The organism is Bacillus cereus group sp. MG9, from assembly GCF_040459995.1.
In the GTDB taxonomy this organism is placed as follows: Bacteria; Bacillota; Bacilli; order Bacillales; family Bacillaceae_G; genus Bacillus_A; species Bacillus_A mycoides.
Window position 1 is genome coordinate 4,696,028 of record NZ_JARVHC010000001.1, and the last position, 13,013, is coordinate 4,709,040.

The window sequence follows — 13,013 nt, forward strand, 5'->3', positions numbered from 1 at the left end:
ATTAGGAATCACCTCCTGCCGAAAGTAATTCCTTAATGATTCTTTTCACTTCATGTCTTTCGCCCGATAATACGAGCATATCGCCAGCTTCAATGATAGAATCTGGGCCTGGATTAAAGAACTTCTTCATATTCTTTTTCAAAATAGCAATAATCGTTACGTTATACGTTTTTCTGACATGTAAGCTACCAATTGTTTGTTGTACTACTGGTGCATTATTCTCCACCTTAAACCATTCAATTGATAATCCTTCAAAAGCCATCTCAATTGTGTCTAGCGCTTGCGGCCTATATACCATTCCGCCTAATATAGCCGCAATTTGTCTCGCTTCAGAATCACGAAGAGAAATGCTTGAAATACTCTCATCGTGATCCGCATCAAAATGATACATTTCTCTTCGGCCATCATCATGAATAACGATAACCATTTTTTCATTACCTTTTGTTATCACTTCGAATTTACATCCAATGCCCGGTAGTTCACTCTCTCTAATATTCATATTTTCCGCCTCCTAAAGTTTTTAGTTACGGGTTTTACAAATCTACATCAATCTCTGTTTTAAACTTCTCATCTTTTGAGATTCCTAAATACTTGAGCGTCTCTGATGGAGTTGCGTGATGAAAATGCTTTTGCAATAGCGCAATCGCTATTCCTCTTTTGTACGCATGAAATCCAAATGTTTTTCGCATTGAATTCGTTCCAATCTTTCCAACAATCCCAACCGCTTCAGCTGCGCTATGGATAACACGATACGCTTGTTGGCGCGAGATTGAATTTGTCGTTTTATTAGATTGAAATACGTAGTTTTCTCTTTGAGCATCAATAGATTGTACGTAATCTAAAAGGGCTTCTTTTACTTTTGTATTTAAATAAATATCTTGTTTAAATTTTTCATCTTTCACAGGAAGAGAATAGAACTCTTTAACAGTTCCATCTTCATTCAATACCTCTTCAAATTTCATACTAAGTAGCTCAGTGATCTTTAATCCAGTGTTAATTCCAATAACAAATAAAAGATAATCTCGCTGCGAGTGCTCTTTTAAGTACTTTTTCATAGCCTCAATTTGGCTTATATCTTTTAATGCCTCTACAACTTCCATACATGTATCTCCTCATCTTATGAACGGTAATTTTCTCATTATCCTGTTCATTTTACCTTATCATGCTATGAGATTTCCATGTATTATCCATTATTTTCACAATATACGACTTAGGTCTGACAATTTTTCATTTGGAAATTTATGATTGTACAAATACGGTGTGGGTAGAAAAATAGGGGATACAAGTTCAGCTTCTTTCTATAGATCGAATTCCTCCTTTCGTTTTCCAGTTACTGATACTCACATATTATGTTACTTATTTACATTATATTATATATTTCAGTAACATTAAAGTGTTTTTTCTGAAAATATAAAAAGCCGAGCACTTTCACTCGGCTTTTTACCTATTAATCTTCTTTTGGAAGAACAATTCCTTTATACAATTGAACTGTAATGAAGTAATAAATCGCATAAATAACTACGAAAATTACGATTGGTACCCAAATACGGAAGTAAGGATCCATTAAAATAAATCCGAAAATATTCATACCAACTAATACGTGAGCGATCCCCACAATTGCTGGGAATAAGAATACTAAGAATAACTCTTTATAAATTGATTTCGTTAATAATTCACGACGCACACCGATTTTGCGAAGCATTTGATAACGCGTAATATCTTTTGATGCACCAGAAAGAATTTTAAACATTAAACAACTTGCCATCATTGCTAAGAACGCAATTCCAAGGAAGAATCCCATAAATACTGTTCCACTCGCAATGCCGTAGAATCCATTGTAAGATTGATATTTACTATCTAATCTTTCAGCTTTTACATTTTTATATTTAACTAGCTGCAACTCGTCAAGTTTTTTCCATTCTTTTGTGTATGCTACAAAATCGTCTGTTTTTCCAGTAACTACGATTCCTTCTTTACCATTTACAGTATCGTACATTTTCTGATCTACAATTTTAATTGCATGATCTTCATATAGATAAAATGGCTGAATTGTTCTGAAAGCCTCGTTCCATTCTTCTGGAAGTTCTTTAGCACTCGCATCTTTTTCATTCATTTCTCTAGAAACTGCACCTACTGGTAGTTCCTCTGAAACTTTCTTTGTTTTTCCTAAATCCTTCATACTTTCCATCTGTTTTGTATCTTGTACGAAAGGAGGGTTTTTCTCTAAATCTTCTTTTACATAATAAACGTATTTATTATCAACTTTGTAACGATATTCATTTTTCTCTTTAAATGTAATACCATCTAAAATTTTCTTTTCTTCAGCTGTTGGGTTATGAATAACTGAATCATATATTACTAAACCATCAACCATTTTTATAACGTTATTTTTAAACGCCATACCACCTGAAATTGCACCCGCTCCAAGAGCAACTAACATCGCTACCGTTGCAAGTACTTTCGTTAAGCTATTTATACGGAAATTTAATTGTGCAAATGTAAAAGCATTAAGTCCTTTTTCACTACGTTTTTTATTACTCTTTAACTTTCTAATGATAACTGGGAGAAGTGATCCAAATAGCATGTAAGTACCAGTTGTTGTTGTAATTAATGCAATAAGGATTCCCATTTCTCTTAATTTTTCCATGTAAATCATTGATGCATAGCCAATTCCTAATAAAATAACAGCAAGGATTGCAACGACACCTGTCATTTTACCTTTTACTGCAACACGCTCTGTTTGTGCATCTGCATGTACAAGTTGCAGTACTGAAATACGTGATAACTTAATACTGTTCATAATTGCTGATAATACAAATAATGCAAAGAAGAAAATACAAGTAACAGTCATAGATGGTAGATAAAATGCCTTATAGCCTTCACCAGCAAATTCTAATTGTTTCATTAATAACTGTCCGATACCTTCTGCAAGTCCTACACCAACTGTAAGTCCAATCGCAAGAGACGCAGCACCTAATACAATCGTTTCAATAAACATAAGTAATGTAACTTTATGCTTTTTTGCACCTAACATCATGTACATACCAAACTCTTTTTGACGAAGAGATAATAAGAAAGAGTTTGCATATAAAATGTAGAAGAACGTTATAATTGCTAATAAAAATGAACCTGCTTGGAATACGAATCCAATTGATTGAATAACTGAGTTAGATTCGATAAACGCTTTATTCAGCGCTAACGTTTGGAACATATAAAAAATTGAGATAGACATGACAAGACCAACAAGTAAGACGATATAATCTTTCAGCTTACTCTTCAGCCCCGACATGGAAAGTTTAAATAACATACTGGAACCTCCTTTCTTACGCTTTTTGTGTACCTAAATCTGCAAGTACATCTAAAATTTCTTTGTAGAACTCTTCACGCGTACCACCGCGATGAATTTCTTTATATAGCTCACCATCTTGAATGAATAAAATACGCTGACAGTAACTTGCACTATATGGATCATGCGTAACCATCATAATAGATACGCCTTGTTCTTCATTTAAGTTTGTCATCGCATCAAGTAAACTTGCTGCATTTTTCGAATCAAGAGCTCCTGTTGGCTCGTCTCCTAAAATAATTGCCGGCTCATGTACTAGTGCGCGTGCTGCTGCTGAACGTTGTTTCTGTCCACCGGATACTTCAGTTGGATACTTTTGAAGAATTTCTGTAATCCCTAACATATCCGCTACTTTCTCTACTTTCGGTCCAATATTACGTGATGAAACACCTTGAAGTGAAAGTGGAAGTGCAATGTTCTCATAAATAGATAAGTTCTCTAATAAGTTGAAGTCTTGGAAAATGAATCCTAACTTTTGCGAACGGAAATCAGAAAGCTCACCTTGCTTCATTTTCGTAATGTCCGTACCCGCAATTTCAACAACGCCGCCTGTCGCCTTATCAAGCGTTGAAATTACATTTAACAATGTCGTTTTACCAGAACCAGATGGTCCCATAATTCCAACAAACTCACCCTCTTGAATTGAGAATGAAACACCTTTTAACGCGTGTGATTGGTTCTCACCTTTTTTACCGTACACTTTTTGAACGTTTTTCACGTCTACAACTGGTTTCGTCATATATATCCTCCTACGCTTGTTTTTCCATTACCTATTTTGCGCCTTTTGGAGGTGAACTGCTATTTATTAACATTACAATTACCTTACACTTTTGTAATATAAAAAAGGTGAGCGTGTAAGCTTAGCTTTTATCCTTTTAAAAACAAATTCATTTTCTTCATTAGTAGATAAAATTTCATTAGCGATTTACCGCAAAAAGCTGACAAAAAAATAGACTGTTCCACAAGCGGAACAGCCCATTTCTGTCTTTATTTCTTTAAAGGCGTTACCGTCCAATACGTAATAACACGCCAAATCCATTCTAATGGACCCATTTTAAAGATTTTCATCCAAATCACACTGAAAATAATTTGAATTGCATAAATTGCGATACACACATATAGCGTCTGCATGTACGTTAAGTTTCCTGCAAAGTTAAATACACTACCTGCAATTAAAATCATTGCAGTTTGTCCAATATAATTTGTTAAAGCCATACGACCATAGTATTTCAGTGGAGCTAACAATGCTTGAACTGGTTTTAACTGAAGTAATAAAATTAATGCTCCTACATAGAAAGCTGAAATAATTGGTCCAACTGTAACACCAATTTTTAAAAACTGACCTGCAGCATCCATTGTTCCATCCTCAGTCATAAGTATCATATTTACAAATGGATTAGCAGGAACGTGCCCATATTGATACCATAAAGCTATCACACTTAAAACAAACATAACTCCTGTAAAAATAGCGACTTGCTTTATTTTCGCTGAAAGATTTTCAAATACTTTGTACTGTCCTGCAGCAAGACCTAATAAAATTAAACCTAATGGTAATAATTCCTTAGCTGCCATAATACTAAAAACTATCGTAAGAATAAGACCAATTACTAAATTTATTTGCTTCTTCACTTTATAAAATGGTAAAGTGACTAATCCACAAATTGCGTATAACGCTAGTGCTTCCCCAGGCTGAAACATTTGATGAATCAAACCAAAAATAAATAGTGCAACTAAGCGGCGTAGAAATAGAACATATCCATTCTTCCCTTTCGCAATTGCTCTTGTAATGAAGATATAGAATCCCACTCCAAATAAGAATGAAAAGATTGAGAAGAAACGACCTTCTACAAATAAGTATAGAAACCTTTGATAACTTGCATCCACTGTACTAGGATCTGGAACTTTAATATTCAGTAGTGCAAGAATATTTACTAAAATAATCCCCAGTAATGCGAAGCCACGAATGTAATCTAACTCTTCAATTCGTTTGTTTGTAATATTGTTCCCCATAATACAACTCCTTGTCCAAAATTAAATCCTCCCTCACTCTACTGGAAAAGTAAGCTTACAACTATCGACAAACCTTACAGAAATCTTACATTATTGTCATATAGCAAAATAAAACCAGGTCATATTGCGACCTGGTTTACTCTGATTGCTTTGATTTTTGAGGTTGTCCCTTTTTACTATTACGCTGTTTCACTTGAACAACTGGATCAAGTTCATTTGAAAACTCAGCGTTATGTCCATTTTGCGTTTTTTGCTCTGGATTATTTTGATCTGAACGTTTCGCCATTACATTCACTCCTTATTAATGCGGTGTAATAATCATTTGATGTTGCAATTGGCGAATTGCCATACGTGCTCTATTTAATTGCTCACGTTGCTCATCATTCGCATGTTGTTGCATCGTTTGTAAATCATTATATGCTTGTTCTAATTGCAACTGAGCATCCGAATACTCCATCGTATTGTAATGCTCCTGTCTCATGCCTTGGTCTAATTGTTCTTTCGCATATTCCACCGCTTGTTCTGCCTGTGTAATATACTCTTCAAGTGATTGACGCTCTGCCATAATTGTCCCTCCTTGCTTCAATTCCCCTTTAGTGTGTCCCTTCCATATGAACCTTATGAGTATGTTATAATGGATTTTGTTTCATTTTGACTCGTCTTAGGAGGGAAAATAATGAAGGTTCAAAACCCTTTTCCATATACAAATGACAATAAACGTTATCATACATGGAATTACCACTTACGAAATGAATTTGGTGAAAAAATCTTTAAAGTTTCATTAGATGCTGGCTTCGATTGCCCGAACCGTGACGGTACAGTTGCTTACGGCGGCTGCACGTTTTGTAGTGCTGCTGGATCTGGTGACTTCGCTGGTGATCGCCGCGATGATGTTATAACGCAATATCATGAAATGAAAGAAAAAATGCGCTCAAAGTGGAAAGACGGAAAATGTATCGCTTATTTCCAGGCGTACACAAATACACATGCACCACTTGAAGTGTTAAAAGAAAAATTCGAACCGCTTCTAGCAGAAAAAGACGTTGTCGGTCTTTCTATCGCAACTCGTCCAGATTGTTTACCAGACGATGTCGTTGAATATTTAGCGGACTTAAATAAACGTACGTACCTTTGGGTTGAACTCGGACTACAAACTGTTCATGAACGCACTGCAAATCTTATTAACCGTGCTCACGATTATCCATCTTATGTGGAAGGCGTAAATAAATTACGCAAACACGGCATTAGAGTTTGCTCTCATATTATTAACGGTCTTCCACTTGAAGATTACGACATGATGATGGAAACAGCTCGTGAAGTAGCGAAGCTTGATGTACAAGGAATTAAAATTCATTTACTTCATTTATTAAAAGGAACACCAATGGTGAAGCAATATGAAAAAGGACAACTAGAATTCCTTTCTCTTGAAGATTACGTAAGTCTCGTTGTTGACCAACTTGAGATTATTCCAGAAGATGTAATTGTGCACCGCATCACAGGTGACGGTCCGCCTGATTTAATGATTGGCCCAATGTGGAGCTTAAATAAATGGGAAGTATTAAATTCCATCGATGCAGAATTTGTACGCCGCGGAAGCTGGCAAGGAAAATATGCAAATGAGGAGAAACAAAAATGAAATTAGAACGTGTATTACCGTTTGCTCGCTCGCTGCTGCAAACGGCAGTAAAAGAAGGCGATTACGCTGTAGATGCAACGCTCGGCAATGGACATGACACATGCTTCCTAGCTGAAATCGTTGGAGATAACGGAAAAGTATTTGGATTTGATATTCAAAAAGAAGCAATTGAAAGCTCTACTATCCGTCTAAAAGAAAAAGAGCTTTTTGAACGTACTGTTTTAGTTCACGATAGTCACGATACGCTTCTATCCGTACTACCAGAAGATGCAAAAGAAAAAGTAACAGGCGCAATTTTCAACTTAGGTTACCTTCCAGGCGGTGACAAGCATATCGTCACAAAACCGAACTCAACTCTCTCGGCTATCGAACAATTACTAGGCGTAATGGCACCAGAGGGTATCATCGTCCTTGTTATTTATCACGGTCATCCAGAAGGACAAGTAGAACGCGACGCTGTTCTCAAATTTGCAGAAGAATTAGACCAAAAACAAGCTCACGTACTGCGATATGGCTTCATTAACCAACAAAATAACCCGCCATTTATTGTAGCGATTGAGAAGCGATAAAATATCAATGATTCGACAAAACATAACAAAAAAAGATGTGCACTCACTGCACGTCTTTTTCTTATTCTCCTATATAATGGATGTATACACTATTAAAGGGGACTAAACAATGATTGGAATACTAGCAGGAATGGGTCCAAAATCAACCGGACCATTCGTCGATACAGTTGTAGCAGGGTGCCAAACAATATATGGAGCAAAGCATGATATAGACTTTCCTCATATGATGATTTATTCGTGCCCAACACCGTTTTATATGGATCGCCCTATTGATCATGCGGCGATGAAAAAAGCGATTATTGAAGGAGCGCAAAGACTTGAAAGTACTGGTGTAGATTTCATCGCAATGCCATGTAATACAGCGCATCTTTATTTCGAGGAATTACAGCGTTCTATTACCATTCCTATTTTGAATATAGTCGATGAGACGTTAAAAGCAATTCCTGAAAATACAAAAAGAGTCGCTCTTCTTGCAACAGAAGCGACTGTTCAAGCAGGTATTTACCAAGACGGGATTACAAAACGTAATATAGAGTACATTCATAATGAACAATGGCAAGAAATGATTAATCAAATTATTACTTGTATTAAAGGCGGAGAAATTGAGGAAGCTCGCAAATTATGGAGTCTGCTCGTTTTACAGTTAAAAGACGAAGTAGATACCGCTATTATCGCATGTACCGATTTGAATGTGGTGGTGAGTGAGGACTTTGTTGATTCCGCTCAATGTCTTGCGAAAGCAGTTGTTAGGATCTATGCATCAAATATAAAAAGGTCTTCATAAACATAGAACACATCCCTTTTGAAATGTGCTTTGTATTTGATAAAAATCCCCAAAACTTTTAACTTTTTTCACAATTCTTTCAAAGTAATCACACTTAATCTCGCTATATTAAATAAGTAGTTTATTCATATAGGGAAGGTTAGGGGAACTGTCGTATGAAACAAAATCGTTCGCTTCATTATATTTTTTGGCGTTGGCATTTTTATGCCGGGCTTTTTATTACGCCGCTTCTTATTACTTTGTCACTGAGCGGAATTGGGTATTTATTTCGGGAAGAAGTTGAAGATTTCATCTATAAAGATTTATATTTTGGGAAGAGCGCCCAGACAGAATCTATTTCGATGTCTGATTCGCTTTTCTTAACAGAGACAAAATATCCGCATTATAGCGTGACGAAAATTAGTGAGTTTAATGGGGATTATAATACGAGACTTACCATTGCTAATGAATATACAGGAAAGCAAAAATTTGTGTATTTAGATAGCAATAATCAAATTGTTGGGGATCAAAATGCAGCTGAAACGTTTGCCAATATAATGCGTGAATTACATAGTTCTCTTTTAGTTGGTGGCACTGTCGTCAACTATACTGTAGAGCTTGCGGCATGCTGGACAATCTTTTTAATTGTGACTGGATTGTATATGAGTATACGCCAATTCAAAAACACACCCGCATCCACTAAGCGAGAAAAAGCAAAACGACGTCATTCTATTATCGGTATTATATTTACAATTCCACTCGTTTTGTTAGTCGCATCTGGATTACCATGGTCAGGATTTATGGGGAACCAAATTTATAAAATCGCATCGTCGAATGAATCGATTGGATATCCGACATTGTATATGGCACCGCCTGAATCGAAGGTAAAAGAATTACCGTGGGCAACTAGAAAAGAAGCTCCTCCTGAATCGAATTCAAATGAGCCAAAAGCAATTTCTGTCGATGAATTACAAAAAGGAATTGAAATAAAGAAGCCATACGTTATCTCACTACCGACTGATCCGAAAGGTGTATTCACTGTTTCGAAATCAAGCGGTTCCGGTATTACAGGTATGGATGTGGCACCAAATGAAGAAATAACAGCTTACTTTGATCAATATAGCGGAGAACTCATTTCGAAAACGGACTATCGTGATTATGGATTATTTGCACAATGGTTCACTTACGGTATCCCGCTTCACGAAGGACATTTATTCGGATGGCCAAATAAAATATTATGCTTACTAACGACGTTATCTTTATTACTTCTTATTTATTACGGAGTAAAAATGTGGTTAGCGAGAAAACCGAAAGGAAAATTAGCAGCACCTCCTAAGCAAAGAGATAAGAAAAGCACATTCATTTTCTTTATCATGATGGTTATACTAGGCGCTGGCATGCCTTTATTCGGACTATCTGTTTTAGTTATTTTCGCGATTGAACTTCTCATATATGTATTTTTAAAAATACGATCATAATAAAAAAACCACTCTACAAGAGTGGTTTTCTTCATCACTGCGCCATTTTCTTTCGGTACATCTTCCCGTTCCAATAGAAGAATCGTGAAGTAAGCCCTCCGTATTTTACAATGCGCCGTGCCATTTTGTGCATATTCTTTTGTGCTGATACTTTTTGATCTGATAAATAAATACCAAGTAACCCTCGGCTTATGAGACGATGAAACTTCGCATGAGGCAAATCACCAATACTCTTCTCTGCTTCTTCTACAAAATGTTTCATACGATCTAATATCACTTGCTCGTTTTCATAATAACTACAGAAATTCAAATCCCCGCCTATACGGTCTTCTTCTTGATCGATGAAATAATCAAGTAAAATGTGAAGTCCTTGTACGTAAGGGAAGTATCCTTGTCTAATTTTCGCAATATCTTCATCATGTAATTCATCATGAAATGCATATGCGACAAGACAGAAAATTCCAAGTGTAGAACCGGCACATGCTGAAAATTCAAACCAACTCATCTCTGGTAAGTTTTCTTTATGTGCTTCAAACCATGTTTTTAAGCGTGGTTCTCTTTCTTCTAACTTCACGTGTTTATGAATTTGCAAATCACAATAATAACAAGCAAGTTCATGAAGAATTGGAGCAATTTTATCATAATGCTTCGTTTTCTTTAAAACATCCTGACATGTTTCAACAAGCTCATCTAAATAACCACCATCATCTTGATCATCACGATAACGATAATAGTTACCGCCCCCTTCAACTTCAGGGCTTAATGCCATTACCATCGACTCATGAAGAGCCGCAAAGTCTTTCGGGTCAAGTGATGTACTACGATCACATAAATTATCTAAATAGTCGCTAATCGTTTGATAAGCTACGATAAAACGAATACATTCCTCTCGGTGTTCATTTGCTAGTAGCGCTAAAATGCCACCGCCCTCGCAATGAAACGTTTTATTCTCAATACTTGCGATTGCCTGACTATGAAGCTCGTCATTCGGAATATGGTAGGCACGCTCTTTCCACATCGCTAGCTCATGGTGTACTACCGGAAACACATCACGGTATACTTTCGCCATGAGCGTTATGGGATTACTCGGTACGTTCACTTCTTCCTTCATCTCCTCTATTCAATGTACAAATAATTTACTTATTTGTTTCTATTATGTTATTGATGCGTATTTCAGTAAATGACTGAATATAATTCAAAATTTCATCACGCTCATACTCATTTAATAACTCATGATAACAATTCGGCCATTCTTTAAAAGCCTTATCACTTATTTTAACATTATCAAACCAAGTACGGACACGTATTTTATCTACAAGTTTATCCTCACAAGCCTGCATTAGCAAGAGTGGAACGTCTGGAAAATCGCCTATTTTTTTATGCGCAATTTCGATAGACTTAATCAATTCACTATACCAACGTACTGATACTTTGCGCAAGAACAATGAATCATTCTCCATCGCATCTCTCACTTCATGATTACGAGTTGACATTTCCACTGTAAGATTCGTTGCAAATTGCAATTTTGGAGCAACAACATTTAATATTTTTGAGGCAGCTCGAAGCGGAGCAGAAGGTCCAGTTAATACACCTAAACATGGTGAACTTAAAATAATACCATCTACATCTTCTCTCTTCGTTTCTTGCATCATACGAATGACAATAAGACCACCCATACTATGACCAAATATAAAAATAGGTAATCGATACTTCCTTGCCTCTTTCACCCATAATTTAACTTCCTCTATGTATTCATCAAATGAATCAATATGTCCTCTATTTCTCGAAGTCGTTCCATGTGATGGAAGGTCTCCCATCACAACGTGGTAGCCGATATGATTCCACATTTCCGCTATAGCTTCGTAACGTCCGTGATATTCCATTGCGCCGTGCACGATAACGACTACAGCTTTCGCTTCCTCTGCTTCATAATTCCACATACGGACCTCCTCCATTTCACTCTTTCTCATAATTTGATACACTAAAACTAGTCTCTAGGAAAGGAAGGCTTTACATGATATATCCTTACAAAGAAAAAAATCCGAAAATTGCGAGTAGTGCTTTTATCGCTGACTATGTTACCATTACAGGCGATGTGACAATTGGCGAAGAATCTAGCATTTGGTTTAATACAGTCATCCGCGGTGATGTATCACCAACGATAATTGGAAATAGAGTAAATGTACAAGATCAATGTACACTTCACCAAAGCCCCCAGTATCCTCTTATTTTAGAAGATGACGTTACCGTTGGGCATCAAGTTATTTTACATAGCTGCAAAATTGAAAAAGATGCTTTAATCGGAATGGGATCTATCATATTAGATGGCGCTGAAATTGGTGAAGGAGCTTTCATCGGTGCTGGTAGTCTCGTTTCACAAGGAAAGAAAATCCCTCCTAATACGTTAGCTTTCGGTCGCCCTGCGAAGGTCATTCGCGAATTAACAGAAGAAGACCGTAAAGATATGGAACGTATCCGCACACAATACGTTGAAAAAGGACAATATTATAAATCGTTACAAAAGTGATTTTATCGCTGCCATAAGACTGGCAGCTTTTTTTATGAAAAAATCTAACTTTTTCTTTACAAAACATTATTATTCCCTCAATAAAATCTTATTAAAATAGAAGTTAATAACTCCATATATATGTAAATGAGGGAGGAAAAATCTCATGAAGGTCAGTGGACTATATAAAATAGAATGTTACATCTTCAAAGGAATTAATCGCTACTTTGATCAAAAAACATTAAACATCTTTTTCAGCAATATTACCCATATCGGTGGTGCAAGTTTTTCCATTGCACTTACCCTATTCTTTTTAATTTTCGCAACAGGGAATTTGCATCAAGCTGCAATTGCAACTGCTATTTCTTTAACAATTAGCCATATTCCTGTGCAAATATTAAAAAGATGGTATCCACGAAAACGCCCTTATTTAACAATTCAGGATGCGAAATATCCAGTTCATCCATTAAAAGATCATTCTTTTCCATCCGGACATACAACGGCTGTTTTCTCTGTCCTCATTCCATTTATTTGCTATAATCCAAACTTGCTTGTTTTTCTATTACCGTTAGCATTATGCGTCAGTATTTCCCGTATTTATTTAGGGCTTCATTATCCGTCAGATGTATTTGTAGGCATGTGCCTTGGCACTTGCTCTGGCATCATCTCTTTTTATCAACTCATTCCACTCATGTAAAGGAGCGA

Annotated in this window: 15 protein-coding genes; 6 read left to right on the forward strand and 9 right to left on the reverse strand. The window is 36.2% G+C overall.

Features of this window, described 5'->3' with window-relative positions:
* Position 1: 1 nt before the first annotated feature.
* The 7 genes from QCI77_RS24145 to QCI77_RS24175 all read right to left on the reverse strand — a co-directional run bounded on the left by QCI77_RS24145 (position 2) and on the right by QCI77_RS24175 (position 5,921).
* The gene (locus QCI77_RS24145; RefSeq protein ID WP_060750062.1) at positions 2-499 is read right to left on the reverse strand and encodes a cation:proton antiporter regulatory subunit; all 498 of its coding nucleotides are present in this window, start codon (positions 497-499) and stop codon (positions 2-4) included.
* Between the two features lie 34 nt (positions 500-533).
* Entirely contained in the window at positions 534-1,100 is a 567-nt protein-coding gene (locus QCI77_RS24150) for a tyrosine-type recombinase/integrase (RefSeq protein WP_060750063.1), read from the reverse strand.
* 347 nt (positions 1,101-1,447) lie between these two features.
* The gene (locus QCI77_RS24155; RefSeq protein WP_016102929.1) at positions 1,448-3,307 is read right to left on the reverse strand and encodes an FtsX-like permease family protein; all 1,860 of its coding nucleotides are present in this window, start codon (positions 3,305-3,307) and stop codon (positions 1,448-1,450) included.
* Between the two features lie 16 nt (positions 3,308-3,323).
* Entirely contained in the window at positions 3,324-4,085 is a 762-nt protein-coding gene (locus QCI77_RS24160; RefSeq protein ID WP_002129519.1) for an ABC transporter ATP-binding protein, read from the reverse strand.
* Positions 4,086-4,333: 248 nt separating this feature from the next.
* Positions 4,334-5,356, reverse strand: coding sequence for a DUF418 domain-containing protein (locus tag QCI77_RS24165; RefSeq protein ID WP_326997194.1), 1,023 nt, complete (start codon positions 5,354-5,356; stop codon positions 4,334-4,336).
* A 136-nt stretch (positions 5,357-5,492) separates the two neighbouring features.
* Positions 5,493-5,642: a hypothetical protein gene (locus QCI77_RS24170; RefSeq protein WP_001129344.1), complete on the reverse strand. Its 150-nt coding sequence runs from the start codon at positions 5,640-5,642 to the stop codon at positions 5,493-5,495.
* A 15-nt stretch (positions 5,643-5,657) separates the two neighbouring features.
* Positions 5,658-5,921: a YtzC family protein gene (locus QCI77_RS24175; protein WP_002089099.1), complete on the reverse strand. Its 264-nt coding sequence runs from the start codon at positions 5,919-5,921 to the stop codon at positions 5,658-5,660.
* Between the two features lie 111 nt (positions 5,922-6,032).
* Between QCI77_RS24175 and mnmL the strand changes: the two genes are divergently transcribed.
* From mnmL to QCI77_RS24195, 4 genes are all read left to right on the forward strand, one after another.
* On the forward strand, positions 6,033-6,992 hold the full coding sequence (gene mnmL, locus QCI77_RS24180; RefSeq protein ID WP_000868033.1) for a tRNA modification radical SAM protein MnmL/YtqA: 960 nt from the start codon (positions 6,033-6,035) through the stop codon (positions 6,990-6,992).
* Positions 6,989-7,561, forward strand: a complete 573-nt coding sequence (gene mnmM, locus QCI77_RS24185; protein WP_353825545.1) for a tRNA 5-(aminomethyl)-2-thiouridylate-methyltransferase MnmM — start codon at positions 6,989-6,991, stop codon at positions 7,559-7,561. The genes mnmL and mnmM overlap by 4 nt, the downstream gene beginning before the upstream one ends.
* A gap of 109 nt (positions 7,562-7,670) precedes the next feature.
* Positions 7,671-8,345, forward strand: a complete 675-nt coding sequence (locus tag QCI77_RS24190; protein WP_353825546.1) for an aspartate/glutamate racemase family protein — start codon at positions 7,671-7,673, stop codon at positions 8,343-8,345.
* A 155-nt stretch (positions 8,346-8,500) separates the two neighbouring features.
* Positions 8,501-9,802, forward strand: a complete 1,302-nt coding sequence (locus QCI77_RS24195; protein WP_353825547.1) for a PepSY-associated TM helix domain-containing protein — start codon at positions 8,501-8,503, stop codon at positions 9,800-9,802.
* 34 nt (positions 9,803-9,836) lie between these two features.
* On the opposite strand, the gene QCI77_RS24200 is transcribed toward QCI77_RS24195, so the two are convergent.
* Complete coding sequence (locus QCI77_RS24200; RefSeq protein ID WP_353825548.1) at positions 9,837-10,901, reverse strand: tetraprenyl-beta-curcumene synthase family protein; 1,065 nt, start codon at positions 10,899-10,901, stop codon at positions 9,837-9,839.
* A 37-nt stretch (positions 10,902-10,938) separates the two neighbouring features.
* Positions 10,939-11,742 carry an alpha/beta hydrolase gene (locus QCI77_RS24205; protein ID WP_002167521.1) on the reverse strand — a complete coding sequence of 268 codons (804 nt, stop codon included), beginning with the start codon at positions 11,740-11,742 and terminating at the stop codon, positions 10,939-10,941.
* Positions 11,743-11,816: 74 nt separating this feature from the next.
* Between QCI77_RS24205 and QCI77_RS24210 the strand changes: the two genes are divergently transcribed.
* Together QCI77_RS24210 and QCI77_RS24215 are read left to right on the forward strand one after the other, a co-directional pair.
* Positions 11,817-12,329 carry a gamma carbonic anhydrase gene (locus tag QCI77_RS24210; protein WP_002015678.1) on the forward strand — a complete coding sequence of 171 codons (513 nt, stop codon included), beginning with the start codon at positions 11,817-11,819 and terminating at the stop codon, positions 12,327-12,329.
* 145 nt (positions 12,330-12,474) lie between these two features.
* Positions 12,475-13,005, forward strand: a complete 531-nt coding sequence (locus tag QCI77_RS24215; RefSeq protein ID WP_353825549.1) for a phosphatase PAP2 family protein — start codon at positions 12,475-12,477, stop codon at positions 13,003-13,005.
* Positions 13,006-13,013 lie beyond the last annotated feature (8 nt).